Origin of the sequence: Pseudomonas petrae, from assembly GCF_021728295.1 — a bacterium.
Classification (GTDB): domain Bacteria; phylum Pseudomonadota; class Gammaproteobacteria; order Pseudomonadales; family Pseudomonadaceae; genus Aquipseudomonas; species Aquipseudomonas petrae.
This window is the reverse complement of record NZ_JAKJXE010000002.1, coordinates 330,308-352,786: the sequence shown is the minus strand read 5'-3', so window position 1 is coordinate 352,786 and position 22,479 is coordinate 330,308. Positions and strand designations below refer to the sequence as shown.

General features: G+C 63.1%; 12 protein-coding genes. 2 read left to right on the top strand and 10 right to left on the bottom strand.

The features are described 5' to 3' along the window. The first annotated feature begins 168 nt into the window (after window positions 1-168). Window positions 169-1,608 carry a GntR family transcriptional regulator MpaR gene (mapR, locus tag L4G42_RS05090; RefSeq protein WP_237252051.1) on the top strand — a complete coding sequence of 480 codons (1,440 nt, stop codon included), beginning with the start codon at window positions 169-171 and terminating at the stop codon, window positions 1,606-1,608. Window positions 1,609-1,901: 293 nt separating this feature from the next. Here mapR and L4G42_RS05085 read toward each other — a convergent pair whose 3' ends face one another. From L4G42_RS05085 to L4G42_RS05050, 8 genes are all read right to left on the bottom strand, one after another. Continuing rightward, window positions 1,902-2,648 (bottom strand): SDR family oxidoreductase, encoded by a 747-nt coding sequence (locus L4G42_RS05085; protein WP_237259411.1) that lies wholly within the window; start codon window positions 2,646-2,648, stop codon window positions 1,902-1,904. Between the two features lie 48 nt (window positions 2,649-2,696). After that, window positions 2,697-4,787 (bottom strand): putative bifunctional diguanylate cyclase/phosphodiesterase, encoded by a 2,091-nt coding sequence (locus tag L4G42_RS05080; RefSeq protein ID WP_237259410.1) that lies wholly within the window; start codon window positions 4,785-4,787, stop codon window positions 2,697-2,699. 127 nt (window positions 4,788-4,914) lie between these two features. Beyond that, window positions 4,915-6,393 carry an efflux transporter outer membrane subunit gene (locus L4G42_RS05075; protein ID WP_237252136.1) on the bottom strand — a complete coding sequence of 493 codons (1,479 nt, stop codon included), beginning with the start codon at window positions 6,391-6,393 and terminating at the stop codon, window positions 4,915-4,917. Between the two features lie 8 nt (window positions 6,394-6,401). Beyond that, window positions 6,402-9,509, bottom strand: a complete 3,108-nt coding sequence (locus L4G42_RS05070) for an efflux RND transporter permease subunit (RefSeq protein ID WP_237252048.1) — start codon at window positions 9,507-9,509, stop codon at window positions 6,402-6,404. Window positions 9,510-9,621: 112 nt separating this feature from the next. Beyond that, complete coding sequence (locus tag L4G42_RS05065) at window positions 9,622-12,717, bottom strand: MdtB/MuxB family multidrug efflux RND transporter permease subunit (RefSeq protein WP_237252047.1); 3,096 nt, start codon at window positions 12,715-12,717, stop codon at window positions 9,622-9,624. Next, complete coding sequence (locus L4G42_RS05060) at window positions 12,714-14,054, bottom strand: MdtA/MuxA family multidrug efflux RND transporter periplasmic adaptor subunit (protein WP_237252135.1); 1,341 nt, start codon at window positions 14,052-14,054, stop codon at window positions 12,714-12,716. The genes L4G42_RS05065 and L4G42_RS05060 overlap by 4 nt, the downstream gene beginning before the upstream one ends. A 199-nt stretch (window positions 14,055-14,253) precedes the next feature. Continuing rightward, complete coding sequence (gene tpx, locus L4G42_RS05055) at window positions 14,254-14,754, bottom strand: thiol peroxidase (protein WP_237252046.1); 501 nt, start codon at window positions 14,752-14,754, stop codon at window positions 14,254-14,256. An 88-nt stretch (window positions 14,755-14,842) separates the two neighbouring features. Continuing rightward, window positions 14,843-15,772, bottom strand: coding sequence for a LysR family transcriptional regulator (locus L4G42_RS05050; protein ID WP_237260603.1), 930 nt, complete (start codon window positions 15,770-15,772; stop codon window positions 14,843-14,845). 126 nt (window positions 15,773-15,898) lie between these two features. Between L4G42_RS05050 and L4G42_RS05045 the strand changes: the two genes are divergently transcribed. After that, entirely contained in the window at window positions 15,899-16,894 is a 996-nt protein-coding gene (locus L4G42_RS05045; protein ID WP_237259408.1) for an aldo/keto reductase, read from the top strand. 112 nt (window positions 16,895-17,006) lie between these two features. Here L4G42_RS05045 and L4G42_RS05040 read toward each other — a convergent pair whose 3' ends face one another. Both L4G42_RS05040 and L4G42_RS05035 read right to left on the bottom strand, forming a co-directional pair. After that, complete coding sequence (locus L4G42_RS05040; protein WP_419789341.1) at window positions 17,007-20,663, bottom strand: translocation/assembly module TamB domain-containing protein; 3,657 nt, start codon at window positions 20,661-20,663, stop codon at window positions 17,007-17,009. Window positions 20,664-20,695: 32 nt separating this feature from the next. Then, window positions 20,696-22,426 (bottom strand): autotransporter assembly complex protein TamA, encoded by a 1,731-nt coding sequence (locus L4G42_RS05035; RefSeq protein ID WP_237252043.1) that lies wholly within the window; start codon window positions 22,424-22,426, stop codon window positions 20,696-20,698. Window positions 22,427-22,479: the final 53 nt, after the last annotated feature.

Genomic DNA, 22,479 nt, shown 5'->3' with positions numbered 1-22,479 from the left:
TGCTGATCGTGCCTTAGCGTCTGATCCGGTTGTTGCACGTCAACCTGCATCTGTACTAATCCGCTGGCCGCGGGCATATTCCGAGCCTGCAGCCGGGGCATCCGCCCTGCCCGCCCGCTGGCACCCCATGGCTGCTGCGCCCCAAAAGCCACTCAGCACGAGCCCACCATGAAGCGCTATGAAAAGTTTGCCGATGACATTGCCGAGCTGATCCGTTCCGGGGTGCTTGCCGCAGGGCAGCGTGTGCCGTCGGTGCGCTACGCCAGCCAGACCCACGGCATCAGCCCGTCGACGGTGTTCCAGGCCTACTACCTGCTGGAACGCCGAGGCCTGATCCGGGCGCGCCCGCGCTCAGGCTACTTCGTCAACGACAGCATCCGCCTGCAAGGCCTTGGCCATCAGCCTTCGGAGCAGGAAGTGCGTCCCGCGCCGCAGGTGAGCGAATCCACCGAAGTCGACGTCAGCGACCTGGTGTTCTCCGTGCTCGAATCCATCAAGGACCCGAACATCGTGCCGTTCGGCTCGGCCTTCCCGAGCGCCGGGCTGTTCCCGTTACAGCGACTGGCCCGCTCCCTCGCCAGTGCCACCCGCGACATGGACCCGCGCATGGTGGTCAGCGACCTGTCGCCTGGCAATCCGGCGCTGCGGCGGCAGATCGCGCTGCGTTACATGGTCGCCGGGCAGATGTTGCCCATGGAGGAGCTGCTGATCACCAACGGCGCCCTTGAAGCGCTGAATCTGTGCCTGCAAGCGGTGACCGAGCCCGGTGATCTGGTGGCCATCGAGGCGCCGGCGTTCTACGCCTGCTTGCAGGTGCTTGAAAGACTGAAGCTCAAGGCGGTGGAAATCCCGGTGCACCCGCAACAGGGCATTGACCTGGTCGTGCTTGAACAGGCGCTTGAGCGCTACCCGATCAAGGCCTGCTGGAGCATGACCAGTTTTCAGAACCCCACCGGCGCAACGGTGCCTGAAGCGCGCAAACGGGAACTGGTGGAGTTGCTGCGCAAGCATGAGGTGCCGCTGATTGAGGATGACGTCTACGCCGAGCTGTATTACGGCCAGCACGCGCCAAAGCCGGCGAAGGCGTTCGACACCGAAGGCCTGGTCCTGCATTGCGGCTCGTTCGCCAAAAGCCTCGCGCCGGGTTATCGGGTGGGATGGGTCGCTGCGGGGCGTTATGCGCAGAAGGTCGAGCGGCTGAAAATCATGACCTCGCTGTGCGCGTCGATGCCCGCCCAGGCCGCCATCGCCGATTACCTGCAACACGGCGGTTATGACCGGCACCTGCGCAAGTTGCGCCACAGCCTGGAAGATCAGCAGCGCGCCATGCTCGGCGCCATCGCCCGGCATTTCCCCGCGCAGACCCGCGTCAGCCAGCCCACCGGCGGGTACTTTCTCTGGGTTGAACTGCCGGAACACATCGACTCGCTGAAGGTGTTCCAGGCCGCACTCACCCAGGGCATCAGCATCGCACCCGGCCCAATGTTTTCGCCGACGCGGCGCTTCAAGCCCTTCATCCGCCTGAACTACGGCAGCCCGTGGGGCGAAACGTCTGAACGGGCGATGGAGACGCTGGGGAAGATCATTCGCTCGATGATGGCTGGCTAGAACATGGCTGGCAGGATCGAAACGGGGGCAGGGCAGAAACATGATGACGCTGCGGTGATGGTTTTTGATTCGGGCCGACAGCGCTGATGGCTTCTGATTCTGGCCGAAGGCCGTAGGAGCGCGCTTGCCCGCGAAAGCGCCGGTGAAGACCCCAGAGATATGGCGGATGTACCTGCCGTGTCGCGGGCAAGCGCGCTCCTACAGGGATTGCGTTTCAGCAGGGAGGACGCGTGCAGTCAGCAGGTCCGGCGGCAATCGCAAGACCTCCCCACCTCGTAGCCTCAGCGGTATCGCTATCGCCCACCGCCCAGATCAATGAACGAACCCGTCGAATACGACGCCTTGTCGGACAGCAGCCACACAATCGCTTGCGCCACTTCATCGGCCAGTCCGCCACGGCCCATGGGAATGGTCGGTTCCAGCTTGCTGACGCGATGAGGGTCGCCGCTCAGGGCGTGGAATTCGGTGAAGATGTAACCGGGACGCACGGCGTTGACCCGCACGCCCTCGCCTGCCACTTCCTTGGCCAGCCCGATGGTAAAGGTGTCCAGCGCGCCCTTCGACGCCGCGTAGTCGACGTACTCGCCGGGTGATCCGAGCCGTGCGGCGACCGACGACACATTGACGATGCTGCCGCCGCGCCCGCCGTGGCGGGGCAACATGCGCAGCAGCGCGTGCTTGCTGCACAGCATGGGCCCGACCACGTTGCTCATCATGATCTTCAGCAGACGAAACTCGGACATCGTGTCCAGCCGCGACGCCTCGCCCACCGTGCCGGCATTGTTGACCAGCGCGGTGATCCGCCCCATCTCGGAATCGATCCGGGCGAACAGATGGATGATTTCGTCCTCGTTGCTGACGTCGGCCTGCACCGCGATGGCATAACCGCCCGCCTCGCGAATCTGCCCGCACAGCCGCTCGGCCGAGGCGTGATCGGACAGATAGTTGATGCACACGCGATAACCCTGCGCCGCTGCCAGAACCGCCGTGGCGGCCCCGATACCCCGGGAGCCGCCGGTGATGAGGAGATTTTTATCCATAAATGTTCCCAGTCGATCAATGCGTGGAGGTGGGGTGGGCATTAACACTCAATGCGTGATTTCACTGACTCGACGCCGAGCGGCTTCGATGTCTGCCATGAACCGCTCGGCCGGCTGCGGATAGCCCAGCAGATAGCCCTGCAAGGAATCGCAACCCAGGCGCGTGAGAAAATTCTGCTGGCTGGCGGTCTCGACGCCTTCCGCGACGATGCGCAGGTTCAGCGCCTGGCCCAGCGCAACGATGGCCGACACGATAGCGGCGTCGTCGCTGTCGTGCTCCAGATCGCGGACAAAACCGCGGTCGATCTTCAATTCGTTGGCCGGCAGGCGTTTGAGGTACATGAGGCTGGAGTACCCGGTGCCGAAGTCGTCTATGGACAGGTCAACGTGCATGTCCGAGAGCTTCTGCAGCACGGTCATGCTCGCGTCGGCGTCGCTCATGGCAGTGGTTTCGGTAATTTCCAGGGTCAGGCAATTGGCTGGCAGACCGTGGGTCGCCAACGCGTCCGCGACGGTCTCGACCAGCCCGACATGGCTGAACTGCAACGCCGACAGGTTTACCGCGATGCGCCAGTCGGTAAAGCCGCTGTCGTACCAGCGCTTCATCTGCCGGCAGGCCTCGTTCAGCACCCACTCGCCGATGGGGATGATCAGACCGGTTTTTTCGGCGAGGCCAATGAATTTGTCCGGCATCAGCAGCCCGTGCTGCGGATGGTTCCAGCGCACCAGCGCTTCGGCACCGATCGGCTGGTGGGTGCCGGCGGAGAACTTCGGCTGGTAATGCAGGCAGAATTGCCCTTCGCGCAGCGCAAGGCGCAGGTCCTGCAACAGCTGCAGCTGATTGCGCGCATTGGTGTTCATCGATGCATCGAAAAAGCTATAGCCGTTCTTGCCGGCGTTCTTGGCGTGGTACATCGCGGCGTCGGCGTTCATCAGCAATTCCTGCTGGGTGCGGCCGTTGCCGGGGTACAGGCTGATGCCGATGCTCACCGTCACCTGCAGATCATGTTCCTGCACGCTGAACGGTTGGCTCACCAGTGAAACCTGGCGCGAGGCGACGCTGACCGCCTCTTCGGCATCGTCGAGCTCGACCAGCAGGACGAATTCGTCACCGCCAATCCGCGCCAGGGTGTCATGGCGATGAAAGTTCTCGCGCATACGCATGGCGACTGCACGCAGGAGCTGGTCGCCGACATGGTGACCGAACGCGTCGTTCACCGGTTTGAAGCCGTCCAGATCCATAAACATCAGGGCGAACATGCCGCCCTGGGCGTCGACCTTGCGCATGGCCTGATCGATGCGGTCAGCGAGCAGAATGCGGTTGGGCAGCCCGGTGAGGGTGTCGTGCAGAGCCAGTTGCGTCAGCTCGCGATTGGCTTCTTTCAACGACAGCGCCAGCTGAGCGGTACGCGCCTCCAGCCGAGCATCGAGCACGGACGTCAGCAGTGTGATGCCCAGCACCGCCATGCTGGTGACCAGCACCAGCTTGTCCAGGCCATTGGTGTGCAGACCGTTGAGTGTCGCGCCGCAGAAACTGCCCTCGGGGAAGTTCGCCGCGCTCATGCCGGTGAAATGCATGCCGAGGATGGCGAAGCCCATGATGACCGCCGCGCCCGCGCGGGCCAGCCGGACGTAGGGGGTATGGCGGCGCAGGCGCACGGCAATGGTCAGTGCAACAGCGGAAGCGGAGACGCCGATAAACAGCGAAAGGCCGAACAACGCGGGGTCGTAGTCAATGCCCGGCAACATGCGCATCGCCGCCATGCCGGTGTAATGCATGGCGCTGGTGCCGAGCCCCATGACCACGGCGCCGAAGAGGATGTGCGGCAGCGGCACGTGGTCGTGGCTGACCAGCCACAGCGCGAAGCCGGAGGAAAAGATGGCGATGATCAGCGAGAGCACCGTCAGCGGGATGTCGTACGCCAGCTGGATCGGCAGACTGAACGCCAACATGCCGATGAAATGCATGGACCAGATGCCGACGCCCATGGAAAGCGCGCCGCCACCTATCCACAGCGCCCGCGCCCGCCCGCGCGCCACGGCAATGCGCCCGGCCAGATCAAGGGTCGTATACGACGCGAGTATCGCCACCAGCAATGAAATCAAAACCAGCGAATAGGTGTAATGGCCGATCAACATGGGCTGGCTCTTGGCTCAACGGAGTGCGGCCTTTCAGCCCTGATCAATTCGGCGGCGATTGTACCGAAATTCCCGTGAAAGTCCCGTCACTCCGTCGCAAAGGTGGCACATCGCTATTTAGGTGGGATTAACGGTCGGAGACTTCGGCGCCAGGTGTCAGTCCGGTCGCGGCATCCCAACCGCCGCCCAATGCCGCAATCAACTGGGCGCTGGCGACCAACCGGCTTTCCAGCACGTTCAGCACGCTGCGTTCGTTGCTCAGCGCGGTGGTCTGCACATTAACCACGTCCAGGTAGCCAATCAGCCCGGCTTTGTACTGGTTATTGGTCAGGCGCAAGGAATCACGCGCCGATTGCAGCGCTTCGTCGCGCACCCCGGATTCCTGCTCATAGACGCGCAACTGGGCCATGTAGTCCTCGACTTCCTTGAAACCGTCGAGCACGGTCTGGCGGTACTGCGCGACGGTCTGGTCATAGACCGCCTCGGTGCGGTCCACTTCGGCAGCGCGCTGGCCGCCATCGAACAGGGTCATCGCCAGTTGCGGGCCCACCGACCAGAAGCGATTGGGCAGGGAAATCCAGTTGCTGAAGGTGCTGCTGCTGTAACCGCTGCTCATGCTCAGGGTCAGGTCCGGGTAATACGCGGCCTTGGCAACGCCGATATTGGCGTTGGCGGTCATCACCGAACGCTCGGCAGCGGCGATGTCCGGGCGGCGCTCAAGCAATTGCGACGGCAGCTGCGCCGGGATCTGCGGCACCGCCGGAATCGACGTGGTCGCCGCGAGGCTGAAATCCGCCGGCGCCTGGCCCATCAGCACGGCAATCGCGTTCTCGAACTGGGCGCGCTGCCATTGCAAATCGATCAGGTCAGCCTGGGTGCTCTTGAGTTGCGTCTGCGCCTGGGCGGTGGCATCGCGGCCGGAAATCCCGGCGCGGTACTGGTTCTGGGTCATGGTCAGCGAGCGCTGATAGGCGTCGACGGTCGCTTCGAGCAAGCGCTTCTGCTCGTCGATCACCCGCAGCTGCAGGTAGTTCTGTACCAGTTGCGATTGAAGGCTCAGGCGCATCGACGCCAGATCGGCAAGGCTGGCCTGGGCGCTGGCCTTGTCAGCTTCCAGCCCGCGGCGCAACTTGCCCCACACGTCAGCTTCCCAACTGACGCCCAATTGCGCGTTGTAGGTGTCACGAATGCCGCTGCTGGAACTGCTCAGGCTGGAACTGCTGCTGCCGGTGCCCTGGCTCGAACGGTTTTTGCTGGTGGTCAGGTCCAGCGTCGGGAAGAACGCGCCCCGCGCACTGCGCACCAACGCGGCGGCCTGCCGGTACTGCGCCTCGTACTGCGCCACGGTCTGGTTGGACGTGTTGAGTTTTTCCACCAGCGCATTGAGCTGGGCGTCGCCATAAATCTCCCACCACGCGCCGCGCGCCATCGCATCACTCGGATTGGCCTGGGTCCAGCCTTCGGCCTGCTTGAAGTGCGCCGGGGTCGGCATGTCCGGCGTCTTGTAATCCGGGCCGACGGCACAGGCACTGAGCAGCAGCGCGCACAAGGCAACGCCAAAGGTCTGGTGAAACGGCAACGTCCGCTGTGGGCCAGGCGCTTTCATCGAGTCGTTCATAGCGGAGTTTCCAGGGCAGCATCCGTCTGCACACCGCGCCATTTGTTGAAACGATGGCGCAGACGGTCGAGATAAAGGTAAACCACAGGGGTGGTGTACAGCGTGAGGATCTGGCTGAGAATCAGGCCGCCGATGATGGTTAGACCCAAGGGCCGACGCATTTCCGCACCTTCGGCGCTGCTCAGCAGCAACGGCACGGCGCCGAGAATCGCCGCCAGTGTGGTCATCAGAATCGGTCGCAGCCGTTGCAGGCAGGCGTGGCGGATCGACTCCACCGGGGTCATGCCGCCCTGGCGTTCGAGCTGCAAGGCGAGGTCGATCATGAGAATCGCGTTCTTTTTCACCACGCCGATCAGCAAGAACAGACCCAGCAGCGAGATCAGGCTGAACTGCCCGCCGGTGAGGTAGATGCTCAACAGCGCGCCGACCCCCGCCGAGGGCAGCGTCGAGAGGATGGTCAGCGGGTGGATGTAGCTTTCGTAGAGAATGCCCAGCACCAGGTAAACCGCCACCAGCGCGCCGAGAATCATCCACGGCTGGCTCTTCTGAGTGGCGGCGAAGGCGTCGGACGTCCCGGCCATCTTGGCGATCACGTCCTCGGGCAGGCCCACCGCCGCGACGGCGCGTTCGATGGCGGCGTTGGCCTGGTCGAGGGTGACGCCGTCGGACAGGTCGAAGGAGATGTTTTCCGAGGCGAACTGGCCGTCGTGGCTGACCCGGTCGTCTTCCAGACTGCGCTCGTAACGGGCAATGGTCGACAGCGGCACCCGCGCGCCGTCGGCAGTGATCACCTGAACCTGCTCCAGCGTGGTCGGGTCGAGGGCGTACTTCGGGTTGACCTCCATGACCACCTGATACTGGTTCAGCGGGTCATAAATGGTCGACACCTGACGCTGGCTGTAGGCGTTGTTCAGCACCGTGGTGACCATGTTCATGTCGATGCCCAGGCGCTTGGCCGCGTCGCGGTCGACGATCAGCGTCACCTGTTGGGTGCCGCCGCCGTCGTTGGCGTCGATGGCGGTCAATTCCTTCAGCGACTTCAGTGCAGCAACGATCTTCGGGTACCACAGGCGCAGGGTTTCCAGGTCGCCGCTTTGCAGGATGTACTGGTATTGCGAGGTGGTCTGCTCGCGGCCGCCGCCCAGTTGCAGGTCCTGATCGGGTTGCAGGAACAGGCGCCCGCCCGGCACCAGGGGCATTTCCTTGCGCAGCCGCTCGACCACCTCCATGGCGCCAATGTTGCGTTCCTTGATCGGTTTCAGGCGCACGATGATGAACGCGTTGCCGGTGCCGCCGTTACCGCCGATGAACCCCGCGACGCTTTCCACGGCCGGGTCCTTGAGGATCGCCGAGCGGAACGTGTCCATCTTCGGCTGCATCACCGAGAACGACAGGCCGTCGTCACCGCGCACAAAGCCCATCAACTGGCCAGTGTCCTGCTGCGGCAGAAAGGTCTTTGGCACCACGACGTACAGCGCGACGTTGCCGACGATGGTCAGGAGCAGCGTCAGCAGGGTCAGGCGTCGATGACGCAGCACCCAGCGCAGGCTGCGGTCGTAACCGGCGACCATGCGGTCATTCACCCGCTGGCTCCAGCGCTGCAGGCGGTTTTCCGTGCCCGGCACGTGGGGCTTGAGCCAGCGCGCGCAGAGCATTGGCGTCAGGGTCAGCGACACCACCAGCGAAACGACGATGGACACCGACAAGGTGATGGAGAACTCGCGGAACAGGCTCTCCACCAGCCCGCCCATGAACAGAATCGAGACGAACACCGCCACCAGCGAGACGTTCATCGACAGCAGCGTGAAGCCGACTTCCCTGGCCCCCAGGTAAGCGGCTTCCATGGGCGGCACGCCTTCGTCGATGTGCCGGGAGATGTTCTCCAGCACCACGATGGCATCGTCGACCACCAACCCGGTGGCGAGAATCAGCGCCATCAGCGACAGGTTGTTCAGCGAGAAACCGTACAGGTACATGATGGCGAAGGTGCCCACCAGCGACACTGGCACGGCCAGCGTCGGGATCAGCGAGGCACGGAAATTCCCGAGAAACAGGAACACCACCAGAATCACCAGGACCACGGCAATCAGCAGCGTCATTTCGGCTTCGTGCAGCGTGGCCTTGATCACCGGCGAGCGGTCCATGGCCAGGTCGAGCTTGACGCTGGCCGGCAGCACGGCCTGCAACGCCGGCAGCTGCGCCTTGATCGCCGCCACGGTTTCGATGATGTTGGCACCCGCCTGACGGTTGATCACCAGCAGCACGGCGGCCTTGTCATTGAAGAAGCCGCTGTTGTAGCGGTCTTCCACCGAATCCTTGACCTTGGCCACATCCTTGAGCCGCAACGCCGCGCCGTTGGCGTAATGGATAATCAGCGATTCGTAATCCTTGGCCTTCTCCAACTGGTCGTTGGCCTGCACCTGCCAGTTGTGCTCGCTGTTCTCGACCGAGCCTTTCGGACGGCGCACGTTGGCATTGGAGATGGTCGTGCGCACTTCATCCAGCGACACGCCGTACTGCGACAGCAGCTTGGGCTCCAGCTCCACGCGCACGGCGGGCAGCGAACTCCCGCCGATCTGCACCTCGCCGACGCCGTTCACCTGGGACAGGCTCTGGGACAGAATGGTCGACGCCATGTCGTACAGCTCGCCCTTCTCCAGCACGTCGGAGGTCAGCGACAGCACCATGATCGGCGCCTGGGACGGGTTGACCTTCTTGTAGGTCGGCATGCTGCGCATCCCGCTGGGCAGCAAGTTGCGCGCGGCATTGATGGCCGCCTGCACTTCCCGGGCGGCGCCGTTGATGTCGCGGTCCATGTCGAATTGCAGGATGATCCGCGTCGAGCCCTGGCTCGAACGGCTGCTCATGGTGTTAACCCCGGCGATCACCCCGAGGGATCGCTCCAGCGGCGTCGCCACGCTCGACGCCATGATTTCCGGACTGGCGCCGGGCAACGAGGCGCTGACCACGATCACGGGAAAATCCATGTTCGGCAGCGGCGACACCGGCAGCAGACCGAAGCTCATCCCCCCCAGCAGCATGATCGCCAGGCTCAGGAGCATGGTCGCTACGGGCCGCTTGATGAATGGGCCGGAGAGGTTCATGGGGGGGAGCTCCAGGCGGCAAGCTTCAAGCGGCAAGTGAACGCACCAGCCCCGACCTGCGCAGTGCTGCTTCTAGCTTGCAGCTTGAGGCTTGAAGCTTGCGGCTGGCCGGTCATAGCGCCACCTCGGTTTTCTCTCGCCGCTGGAACCTGCGCCCCAACCGATCAAAATACAGATAGATGACCGGCGTGGTGAACAGCGTCAGGACCTGGCTGACCAGCAAGCCGCCGACCATCACCAGACCCAGCGGTTGGCGCAGCTCGGCGCCGGAACCTGAGGCGAACATCAGCGGGATCGCGCCGAACAGTGCCGCCAGGGTAGTCATCAGAATCGGGCGGAAACGCAGCAGGGCCGCTTCGTAGATGGCGGTCTGCGGGTCGATGCCGCGGTTGCGTTCAGCGTCGAGGGCGAAGTCGATCATCATGATCGCGTTCTTCTTGACGATGCCGATCAGCAGGATGATGCCGATGATGGCGATCATGCCCAGATCATTGCCGCTGATGAGCAGCGCCAGCAGCGCACCGATGGCCGCCGACGGCAGGGTCGACAGAATGGTGATCGGGTGGATGTAACTCTCGTAGAGCACGCCGAGCACGATGTACATGGTGATCACCGCCGCCAGCACCAGCAGCAGCGTGCTGGACAGCGAGGCCTGGAACGCTTCGGCCGCGCCCTGGAATTCCGTCTGCACGCCGATCGGCATGCCGATGTCCTTCTGCACCTGCTCGATGACTTCCACGGCCTTGCCCAGCGCAACGCCGGGCGCCAGGTTGAACGACATCATTACCGCCGGAAACTGGCCGATGTGGGCAATTGCCAGCTGCGCCTGACGCTGTTCGACCCGGGCCAGACTCGACAGCTTGACCTGCCCGCCGTCGGTGGTCTTGACGTGAATCTGCTCCAGCGCTTCGGGCCCCAGTTCACTGCGCGAGTCGGCCTGCAGCACCACGCGGTACTGGCTGGCCTGGGTGTAAATGGTAGAAATCTGCCGCTGCCCGAAAGCGTCATACAGCGCGTCGGTGATGTTGGCGACGGTCACGCCCAGACGGCTGGCGGCATCGCGGTCGATATTGAGGAACACCTGCAGACCCTTGTCCTGCAAGTCGCTGGCGACATCGGTCAGTTCCGGACGCTGAACCAGCGCCTCCACCAGTTTGCCGCTCCACAGATTGAGCAGGTCGGCGTCCGGCGAGGACATGCTGAACTGGTACTGGGTGCGACTGACCCGGTCTTCGATGGTCAGGTCCTGCACCGGCTGCATGAACAGGCGGATGTCCGACAGCTGATCGACCTCGGGTTGCAAACGCTGGATCACCTCGGACGCCGTGACATCCCGCTCGCTGTGGGGCTTGAGGTTGATGAGCATGCGGCCGCTGTTGAGGGTCGCGTTGTCGCCGTCGACGCCGATGTAGGACGACAGACTGGCGACCGCAGGGTCCTTGAGGATGATTTTCGCCAGGGCCTGCTGACGCTGGCCCATGGAGGCGAACGACACCGACTGCGGCGCTTCGGAAATTCCCTGAATCACGCCGGTGTCCTGCACCGGAAAGAAGCCCTTGGGCACGGCCAGATACAGCAACACCGTAATCCCGAGGGTCGCGACGGCGACCAGCAGGGTCAGCGGCTGATGCTTGAGCACCCACTGCAACTTGCGCCCGTAAGCCGCCACCAGCCAGTCGATCCACGCGCCACTGGCCCGGTAAAAGCGGCCCTGCTCTTCTTCTTTCGGCTCTCGCTTGAGCAAGCGCGCGCACATCATCGGCGTCAGCGTCAGGGACACGACGAGGGAAATCAGGATCGCCACCGCGAGGGTGATGGCGAACTCTCGGAACAGGCGCCCGACCACATCGGCCATGAACAACAGCGGAATGAGCACGGCAATCAGCGAGATGGTCAGCGAGATCAGCGTGAAACCAATCTGCCGCGCGCCCTTGAGCGCCGCCTGCAACGGCGTCTCGCCCTCCTCCAGGTGCCGGGAAATGTTCTCCAGCATGACGATGGCGTCATCGACCACGAAACCGGTGGCAATGGTCATCGCCATCAATGTCAGGTTGTTGACCGAAAAGCCGGCCAGATACATCACGCCGAAGGTGCCGATCAGCGACAGCGGCACGGCCACCGAGGGAATGATCGTCGCGCTGAAGCGCCGCAGAAACAGGAAGGTCACCAGCACCACCAGCACGATGGAAATCATCAGCTCGTGCTGCACGTCGCTGACCGAGGCGCGGATGGTCTGCGTACGGTCGGTGAGCACGGTGACGTCGAGCCCGGCGGGCAGGTTCTGGGTGATGCTTGGCAGCAGCGCCTTGATCCGGTCGACCACCTCGATGACGTTGGCCCCCGGCTGACGCTGGATGTTCAGCAGCACGGCCTGGTTTTCGTTGGCCCAGGCGGCGAGGCGATCGTTTTCGGCCCCGTCGACGATCTCGGCGACGTCCTTGAGCCGCAACGGGCCACCGTTGTTGTACGCCAGAATCAGGTTGGCGTACTCCTCGGGGGATTTGAGCTGGTCATTGGCGTCGAGCATCGACACCCGTGTCGGGCCGTCGAAGTTACCCTTGGGCGTGTTGACGTTGGAAGCGCTGACCAGCGTGCGCACGTCCGCCAGATTCAGGCCGTTGGCCGCCAGCGCATCGGCGTTGACCTTGATCCGCACCGCCTGACGCTGGCCGCCGGCGATGGTGACCATGCCCACTCCGCTGATCTGCGCAATCTTCTGCGCCATGCGCGTGTCGACCAGATCGTTGAGTTTGGGCAGCAACATGGTTTTTGAGGTAATCGCCAGGGTCAGCACCGGCGTGTCGGCCGGGTTGACCTTGTTGTACGTCGGTGGCGCCGGCAGGTCGCTCGGCAGCAGGTTGGTCGCGCCGTTGATCGCCGCCTGCACTTCCTGCTCGGCGACGTCCATGTTGATCTCGAGGCTGAAACGCAGGGTGATGACCGAGGCGCCGCCAGAGCTGGTCGAGGCCATTTGCGTCAGGCCCGGCATCTGCCCGAACTGACGCTCAAGGGGCGCGGTCACCGCACTGGTCATCACTTGCGGACTGGCGCCCGGGTACAGCGTCATCACCCGGATGGTCGGGTAATCCACCTGCGGCAGCGCCGACACCGGCAGCAGCGTGTACGCGATCAGACCGGCCAGGACGATGGCCAGCATGCTCAGCGTGGTGGCGACCGGCCTGAGGATGAACAGGCGTGACAGGTTCATACGTTGCCTTTCTTCGCCGTCTCGGCACCCGCTGACTCACCGGGCTCCTTGGACGGCTTGCCCTGCAACTGCTGCCCCGGCGTGGCCGGAACGTCCTTGCTGTCGTTGACCACGTCCACCGCGCTGCCGTCTTTCAGGCGGTCAGTGCCTTCGAGCACCACGCGGTCACCGGCCACCAGACCCTCGGTTATCACCGTTGAGTTCTCGTCGCTTGGCCCGGTCTTGAGCGGGCGAATGCGCACGGTCTTGTCGCCGTCCATCACGTACACGAAGGTGCCGTTGACGCCGAACTGCACTGCGGCCGACGGCACCAGCACCACGTTTTTCAGGGTGTTGGCGAGCAGGCGCGCGTTGACAAACTGATTGGGGAACAGCGCCTCGTTGTCGTTATCGAAACGCGCCTTGAACTTCAGCGTGCCGGTGGTGATATCAATCTGGTTGTCGATGCTGGCGAGCACGCCTGTGGCCTGTAATTTCAGGTCCCCGCGATCCCACGCCTCGACGGGGAGCTTGCCGCCGCTTCGATAACGGCTGAGCACCTCGGCCAGGTCTTTTTCCGGCAGCGTGAAGTTGACGGTGATCGGCTTGGTCTGGGTGATCACCACCAGAGCGGTGGTGTCATTGGCGGCCACCAGATTGCCGACGTCCAGCTGGCGCAGGCCGATGCGGCCCGAGATCGGCGCACGAATCTGCGCGAACTCCAGGTTGAGCTTCGCGTCACCGACTGCCGCCTGATTGGTCTTGATGGTGCCCTGGTACTGGCCGACCAGGGATTCTGCGGTGTCCAGGGTTTGCTTGGCGATGCTGTCTTCTTTGTAGAGGCCCCGATAACGCTGTACGTCGAGTTGAGCATTCTTGAGCAACGCCTGGTTCTGCATCAGCGTGCCTTCAGCCTGTTGGAGGGCGATCTGGTAGCTGCGCGGGTCGATCACTGCCAGCAGATCGCCGGCCTTGACCTGTTGGCCCTCCTGGAAATTGATCTTCATCAATTCACCCGCCACACGGCTGCGCACGTTGATCGTGTTCAGCGCCGTCACGGTGCCGAGGGCTTTGTAGTAGATGGGGAAGTCGCCGGTGCTCGCTGCTGCCACCCGCACCGGTACCGGAACGGTCGAGCCGCCGAACCCGGGACGCTTGGCGACCGCCTTGCCGTTGCCGCCGCTGCGGCTTGCGCTGGTCTGGGCCTGATCGCCTTTCTGCGCCGTGGCGTTGGGTTGCGATGCAGCACCCGGCCAGAAGCGCCAGCACAGGCCAGCGACGATCAACAGAACCAACAGGCTTATCAGCCAGCGACGGGAATTACGGGGGCCAGACGATTGCATGAATAAATCAACCAGTGTGCGCGTGAGCGTCTTCGGGAAGCTGAACAATAAGCACAGATACCGGCCAGGCAAAGGGCCTTTACCGGCAATTTACCTAGTGCTTACTTTGGATAAGGTGCTGACGTACAAATAAAAAACGGCCTGATTGAGTCAGGCCGCCTGAATGTTGCGGGATATTGCCGCGCCCGCTGATGGCAATACGCCGCCTTGGAGCTTACTTCAATACGGCCAGCGCTGCGTCGTAGTTCGGCTCCTGACCGATCTCCGGTACCAGCTCGCTGTGCAGCACCGTGTCGTTTTCGTCCAGCACGACCACGGCACGGGTGGTCAGGCCCACCATCGGCCCGTCGGCGATGGCAACGCCGTAGTCCTGCATGAACTGCGCGCCGCGCATGGTGGACAGGTTCTTCACGTTTTCCAGACCTTCGGCGCCGCAGAAGCGCGCCTGGGCGAACGGCAGGTCGGCGGAAATGCACAGCACAACGGCGTTGTTCAGCTCGTTGGCCTGGGCGTTGAATTTGCGGATGGAGGTAGCGCAGGTCGGCGTGTCGACGCTCGGGAAGATGTTCAGCACCTTGCGCTTGCCAGCGAAGGTTTCCAGGGTTGCGTCGGACAGATCGCCCGCCACGAGCTTGAAGGCCGGCGCCTTGCTGCCGATGGCCGGCAGTTCGCCGCTGATCTGTACCGGGGAGCCTCTACGAGTCACTTGTGGCATGAGCTGAGTCCTTATTTGAGGTGGCATGCAAAGGCGGAAGTTAACCATGAAAAAGCGCGGCAACCTACCGCCAGAAACGATTTTGTTGTCAGGAAACGCGGTGCATTACCGGTTTGTCCATCACCCCCGGACGCGAGCACACGTCCACCACCCAGTCGACGAAAACCCTCACCCGCCGGGACGTCTGCCGGTGTGCCGGGTACAGCGCGGTCAGGGGCAATAGCGGTTGTCCGAGGTCGCCCAGCACTTCGATCAGTTCGCCACGACGCAACAATTCGGCGACGTGGTAGTACGGCGTCTGCACCAGTCCGTAACCCGCGCTGCACGCCGCGAGGTAGCCATCGGCGCTGTTGGTCGCCAGGGCTTTCGGCAGGTCCGGCGCCTCGGTCTGGCCATCAATGACGAACTCAAGCCCGTAGCGCTTATTCGTGGTCGAGGAAAAGTATTCGATGATCTGGTGGTGCTGCAAATCGGCGAGAGAATGCGGCGTGCCCCTGCGTTGCAGATAGCCCGGACTGGCGCACACCACCTGGCGCATTTGCGCGAGCGGTCGGGCCACCAGCGAATGATCGAGGGGCTGACCACCGCGAATCACACAGTCGTAGCCCTCCCGAATAAGGTCCACGGGGCGATCGTTCATGCCCACTTCCATATCCAGCCGCGGGTAACGCTCGGTGAACTCCGGCAACAGCGGCATGATGATCAGTCGACCGATGCCCGACGGCATGTCGATGCGCAGCACCCCTTCCGGGTCCTTGGCCACCGAAGAAAAAACCGATTCTGCCGCTTCCAGCTCGTTCAGCACGTTGACGCAGCGGTGGTAATAAGCCTGACCGTCCAGCGTTGGCGTCACCTGTCGCGTGGTGCGCATCAATAATTGCACCCCGAGCTGAGCCTCCAGCTGCTTGATCAGGATAGTCACCGACGCGCGGGGCATGTGCAGGCTGTCGGCGGCCCTGGCGAAACCGGCCAGCTCGACGATGCGTGTGAAGGCCCGCATCGCATTGAATTTATCCATGGCTCGTCCCGGGTCCGCTAACAGATTGTTTAGAAATAACCAATAGTGAAAGCACTTTTAGCCGGTTTATCCCGCCGCTGTCGAGGCGCAAGAATGGTGGTTCTCTTGATTACCAAGGCATCCATCATGCAAACGCGTCAACTTGGCAAAAACGGACCGCAGGTCTCGGCCCTCGGCCTGGGCTGCATGGGCATGACCGATTTCTATACAACGGACGGCAATGCAGAAGAAGCCATCGCCACCCTTCACCGGGCGCTGGAACTGGGCGTTACCCTGCTCGACACCGCTGACATGTACGGCCCGCATACCAACGAAGAACTCTTGGGCAAGGCCCTGGCCGGCAAGCGTGAGCAGGCGTTCATCGCCAGCAAGTTCGGCATCGTGCGTACGCCGGGCGACGCCGGCGCGCGCGGGGTCAATGGCAGTCCCGAATACATCCGCGCCGCGATCGATGGCACGTTGCAGCGGCTGAAAATCGACACCCTGGATCTTTACTACCAGCACCGCATCGATCCGGGGGTGGCGATCGAAGAATCCGTTGGCGCAATGGCCGAGCTGGTCAAGGCGGGCAAGGTACGCTTTCTCGGCTTGAGCGAAGCGTCGGCAAGCACCCTCGAACGCGCACACAAGGTTCACCCCATTGCCGCCTTGCAGACCGAATACTCCCTGTGGAGCCGCGATCCGGAAGAAAACGGCGTGCTCGAAACCTGCCGCCGTCTGGGCATCGCGTTTGTCCCGTACAGCCCGTTGGGACGAGGCTTTCTGACCGGCGCACTGAAAAGCCCGGACGACTTCGCTGCCGATGATTATCGCCGCAGCAGCCCGAGGTTTCAGGGCGAGAACTTCGCCAAAAACCTGCTGCTGGTGCAGAAGGTCGAGCAACTGGCGGCAGAAAAAGGCATCACCGCCGGCCAGCTGGCGTTGGCGTGGGTGCTCGCTCAGGGCAATGATGTCATCCCGATTCCTGGGACCAAGCAACGTAAATACCTCGAAGAGAACGTCGCTGCACTGGACGTAACCCTCGACGCAGCGGAGTTGCAGGCGCTCAAAGACCTGTTCCCTGTTAACGCCGTCGCAGGCGGCCGTTATCCCGATGCGGCGATGAAGCTGGTCAACGGGTGAGGCTGGTTAGTCGGTAGCCGCGTTAACCTCTGCGTGACCCGTGAAACCCGGCCTGCTGGCGCCTACATTCCGCCGCCAGCAAGCCGGTTCCCTCCCCATCGGCCTCGTCTGGTCAAAAATCCCGCTTGTAGAAGATGTCCAGCGAACTCGCCACACCGCCCGCGACCTCCAGGTACACCTTCTTGCTCAACAGATAGCGCAACGTCAGGGTATTGGCCGGTTCGAACACCCCCACGCCATACCGCAGGCTCAGCTTGTCGGTGATCTTGCCGCTGGCGACCACCGCCGTCTTGTCGCCGCTGCCTGATGTGTCCAGATCAAAATCCTGAATCCCCAGCCCGGACGCCAGCTTGCCCGCCGTCGACGAACCGCCCGCCAGGCCCAATGCCAGTGCCGCCTGGGCGACCATGTTGCTGTCCTCACCGTTGGTGCTCAGCGGACGGCCCAGCACCAGATAGGACAACGCTTGCTCCTGACTCATGGCCGGTTCGGAGAACACCGTGGTGGTCGGTTGTTCGGCACTGCCGCTCAGGCGAATGCCGGCAATCACGTCGTCGGTCTGGCGGATGGCTTCGATGTCCAGATACGGCTGGTCAACCGGCCCTGCGAATAACAGCCGAGCCTTGCGAATGGTCAGGCGCTGGCCGTAAGCGCGGTAGCGGCCATCGTTGAGGTTTAATTCGCCGCGGGTGTCCATGTTGTCGCCAATGTGCACGTGACCGACGAGATTGGCGGTCAAGCCGAAGCCACTGAAACTCAGAGTTTCCTGGCCCACTTCGACGTTCACGTCCATGGCGATGGCCAGCGGGGTTTTGCCCTGTTTGGTCTGCTGGCCGACGATCACCGTGTCATCGGAGACTTTCACGGTCGAGGGCGGCAGCTGACGCACGGTGATCTCGCCCTTCGGAATCAGGACTTTGCCCGACACCGCGAGCCTGTCACCCTGCAGAGTGATCTTCAGGTCCGGCGCCGCTTCCAGCTTGGCGTACGGCTCAACGGTGATCGGCAGGTGCGTGCCCTTCAGGGCAACGTCGACATCCAGCACCTCGGCCCAGGCCACATGCCCGCCAATGCTGCCCTGACCCGCCGGGCCGCTGCGCCAGCTGCCCGTCAGATCAACGCGCTCGCCGGCAATCAGGGCCTGCACGTTGAGTTTTTCAAGACTCACCGGCAACTCGGGACCAGACACTTCGCCGTCATTGAGCGTCACGTTGCCGTTGACTTGCGGCGCCAGCAGGCTGCCGGAGATCCGCCCGCTGCCGTTGAGTCTGCCGTTGAGCTTTTCCACCATCGGCACAAAGGGCCGTGCGACCGACACGTCCAGACCACTGAGGGTGAAGTCGCCGGTCACGGGCTTGTTCCTGGCGATCGGGTCGATGCTCAATCGGGCCAGTAGTTCGCCAAGCTTGCCGCCACGAAAATTCAGGCTGGTGTCGACCTTCTTCGGGGTCAGGCTGCTGGTCAGCTTCAGTGTGTCGTAGGGGAAGTCCAGCCACTGGTTCTTGTCCTTGACCCGCAGCGTCCCGCCGCTGGCGTCGATGACCACCTGGCCATTGGGACCGGCAGCGGGAACGTCCAGCTGAATGTCAGCATTCAACGCACCCTTCCAGGCGAAATCCTTGGGCAGCCACTGCGCCAGGCTTTCCAGCGGGAAGCGCTTGAGGTGATAGCGCAGGCGCGGTTCCGGCATCAGACGCTGATCTTCGCCGCACAGACTCGCGGGCCCTGACACCCAGCAATGGGCCCCGAAGTTGACGTTGCCGTCGGCCAGACGCTCCAGTTTGGCCGGCTGTTGCAGCTTCCAGTCCTGGCCGCCGCTCTGGATGTCGCCGCTGGCCAGACGACCGCGCCAGTTGCTTTTGTCCAGATTGCCGTCCAGCGCGAGGGCCAGTTTGAGCAGCGGCCCCTGTAGGTCGAATTTCACCTGCTGTCGCTTGATATCGCCCTGGCCGTTAACAGTCAGCGCGCCCAGCGCGGTGTCGCCGGTTTGAATACCTGTGGTCTTCAGATCAAGGGTCGCGCGCTGGGCGTTGTCGAGTTTGGCCGCCAACGTGAGGGTTTGCAGCGTGTTCGCCTGAAAGGCCAGTTGGGTGCCTTGCAAGGCCAGTTGCCCCTGGGGCGCCTGCACCGTGCCGGCGAGGTCGACGCGCCCTTTCATCTGCCCTTGCAGCCCGGGCCACAGTTGACCCAGTCGCGCGAGGTTGATGTCCAGCTGTCCGGCGATTTTCTGCTGAAGACTGCCCGTGCCCTGAATCCGGTTGTCGCCCAGGCGAATGTCCAGCGCGTTGAGCGTCCATTTTTCGTCGGCGCCATCGGCCTTTGCCTGCAGCACCGCAGGCTGGCCGCGCAGACGCCCCTTCAGATCCAGATCGGCGTTCAGCGCCAGTTGCTCGTTACGCATCGAGCCTTTGCTGCGCAGCGGACCGGCCAGTGAGCCCGGCAGTTCGCCGACCCAATAAGCGGGATCGATGGCGCTGAGATCCAGTGCCGTGTCCCAGGCGATGCCATCGGCAAATTGCAGGTTCAGGTGACCACTGGCCTTGCCCTGCCCGGCGGTCAATTCGAGCTGGGGCAGAAAGATCTGTTGCAGATCGCCGCTGAACGGGCTTTGAAGCGTAAACGGGCCGGCTGGCCCCTTGAAGTCGCCGGCGAAATGACCGAGGTACTTGCCGTCGGTGTACGAGACGTCCCCGGTGAACGTATGCACGCTGACCTGTGGCTCGTCGATCAACGGGTACAGGCGATGCCAGGGGAAATCGAGCCAGTCAATCTTCGCGTCGGCGCGCAGGCCCTGTTGCCAGTCCAGTTTGCCGCTCGCCTTGAGGCGCTGGCTGTCACTGGCGGTCAGGTCAAGCGCCGCAATGTCCGCGCCCCTGGCGTCGACCCGTCCTTGTAACGCCAGCGCCACCGGGCCTTTTTCAGCGGGAAGGCTGGCGCTGCCGGTGACGGCGTAGCCTTGGGCAAGATTGCCCCTCGCGTTGAGCATCAGATGATTGAGCTGCAAGGTGTCCGGCAGATCGGCGCTCGGCTTGAAGTTTTCGCTGGTGATGGCGATGTCCGCCGGCAGGTTCTCCACCAGAGGTTGCAACTGCCCGACGAGGCTGGCGTCGATGTAGCCCTTGCTCTGCGCGTTGAGGGTTAACGTCTTGAGCAGGTCCCCTTGAATGTTCAGCGCCAGTGACAACGGCTGACCACTGACGTCCGGCAGCTTCAACTCCCCTTCGGCGGTCAGCGGCCAGTCACCCTCGGGTTTGAGCAGGCCCGACAGATCAAGCGCAATGTCATCACGACCGGCGTGCAGCGAATCAATCTTCAATCCTTCAGCGGTCCAGTGCGCCGCCAATTGCACGTCGCGAACCTGTTCGGTGCCGTCCAGGTGCAGACTGCCGATCTGCACGCGACCCAGCTGCAAGGCCAGCGGCAGCTTGAGATCCGGCAGCGTGATCGGGCCGCCGCTGGCCTCATCGGTGGAGGGCGGGAATTGCAGCCTGATGTCGGCCGTCTGCAGGTTGTCGATGCACAGCGTCATGCGCGCAAGGCACGCCGGGGACCAGTCAAATACCGGTGCATCCACTTCGACCTTGCTCTGGCCTTGCTGCCAGACCAGGTGATCCGCCTGCCACGCCCCGCCCAGACGACCGGCAAACCCTTCGACCGACAGGCCCGGCACAAGACCGAGGGCCCAGCGGCTGCCGCTTTGGGTACCGAGGATAAGCGTCAATGTCAGCACCACGAGGATGACCGACGACAGCAGCGTAATCGCCGTTATTGCCGCCGTGCGTTTCAACAAATTCCTGTTCGTCACAGTTCAGGTCCCATCGAGAAGTGCAGACGAATACCGCCGTCTTCATCCAATGCGTGGGCGAGGTCAAGGCGCAGCGGCCCGACCGGAGACACCCAGCGCACACCGATGCCGACGCCGGTCTTGAGGCTCGGCAGGTCCAGGGAATTGAACGAGTTGCCCTGATCGACGAACGCGGCCACGCGCCATTTTTCGGCGATCGAGTATTGGTACTCGGCGCTGCCGGCGATCATGTAGCGGCCGCCGATCTTGTCGCCGTCGGAGTTTTCCGGGGACAGCGATTGATAGTCATAGCCGCGCACACTCTGGTCGCCACCGGCAAAAAAGCGCAGGGACGGCGGAATCGATGTATAGCCGTTGGTAGCGCTGCCGCCGACCTGCACCCGCCCGAGAAAGCGATGGTTCTGCGCCACAGTGGTCAGCCCCTTGAGCATGACCGTGCCGTGGATAAGGTTGGCGTCCGAGCCCAGCCCCTCTTTGGCGACCTGGGTGTCGAACTGCAGCCGGTAGCCGTTGTGCGGGTCGATGCGGTTATCGCTGCGCAGGTACGAATAGCTGACGCCGGGCATGAGCAAGGTGCTGAGGCCTTCATCGTTGCCCAGCCGGTATTCTTCGCGCTGCCACTTCAGCGAGATCACCCGCTCCCAGCCGCTGGGCAGTTTGCTGTGCCATTCGGGGCCGACGGTCAGCAGTTTGCTGAGGCTGTCGGTGTCGGCGATTTCTTCATATTGATAGCCGCCGGCGAAACGCAGTTTGTCGGTCAGGGGCGGGTCCAGCGGGATGTCGTAGAACAGGCCTACGTTCTGCCGAGGCGCGGAGATTTCCGCTTCTGCGCCATAACTGTGACCCTGTGGATTGACCCAGTGGCGCGTCCAGTTGGCTTTTACCCGTGGGCCGACGTCAGTCGAATAGCCGACGCCCAGCCCCATGGTCCGCGGCTTGCGGGTCTGCAATTGCACGTCGACCGGAATGACCTGAGCCTGGGCGTCGGTGGGCGATGCGTTGACCCGCACGCCTTCGAAATAGCCGCTCGACTGCATGGCCTGGTTGAGCTCGGCGATCAGTTCGGAGTCGTAGGGCGTGTCTTGTTTGAACGGGACCATGCGCCGCAGCAGGTCTTCATCGAACGGCGCGTCGCCGCTGAACGTCACTTTGCCCAGGGAGAAACGCGGCCCGCTGTCGTAGACCAGCTCAATGTCGGCGACCCCGGCGCGCGGGTCAACGGAAAGGCGCTGGGTCACGAACCGGCCATTGAAAAAGCCGTAGCGCGCCGCCTGGGTTTCGATCAAGTGCTTGGCGTCCTCGTAGACGCCATGATTGAGCACAGCGCCGGGCTTCAGGGCATCGCCTTTTGGCACCCGAAAGCTTTTTAGCTGGGTCGCCTGCCCGGTCACGCGGATGGACACGTTGCGCAGGTGCACGGGCTCGCCGGCCTGGACGTTCAGCAGCAGTTGCAGGTTGTTGTCGACGTGGCGGACTTCGCTGTCAATCTGCGCCTGATAATAGCCAAGGGCCTGAGCGGCCTTTTGCGCCTGCTCGACGGCCCCCACGCTGAAGCGTTCGAGCGCCGGCTCGTCGCGCTCGCCGACGCTGCCCACATACCCTTCGATGTTGGATTTGAGCGCGGCATTGGACGGCTTGATCCGGACTCCCAGCTGCGCATCGGCAAACGCCGCGCAACTGGACAACATCAGGAGAAAGCCACTGGTGTATCGATGGGGAAACTTCATAGGCGCGAATGCTACACGAGCGACGCGGGCTGCTGGAACCCGCTGAAATTGAG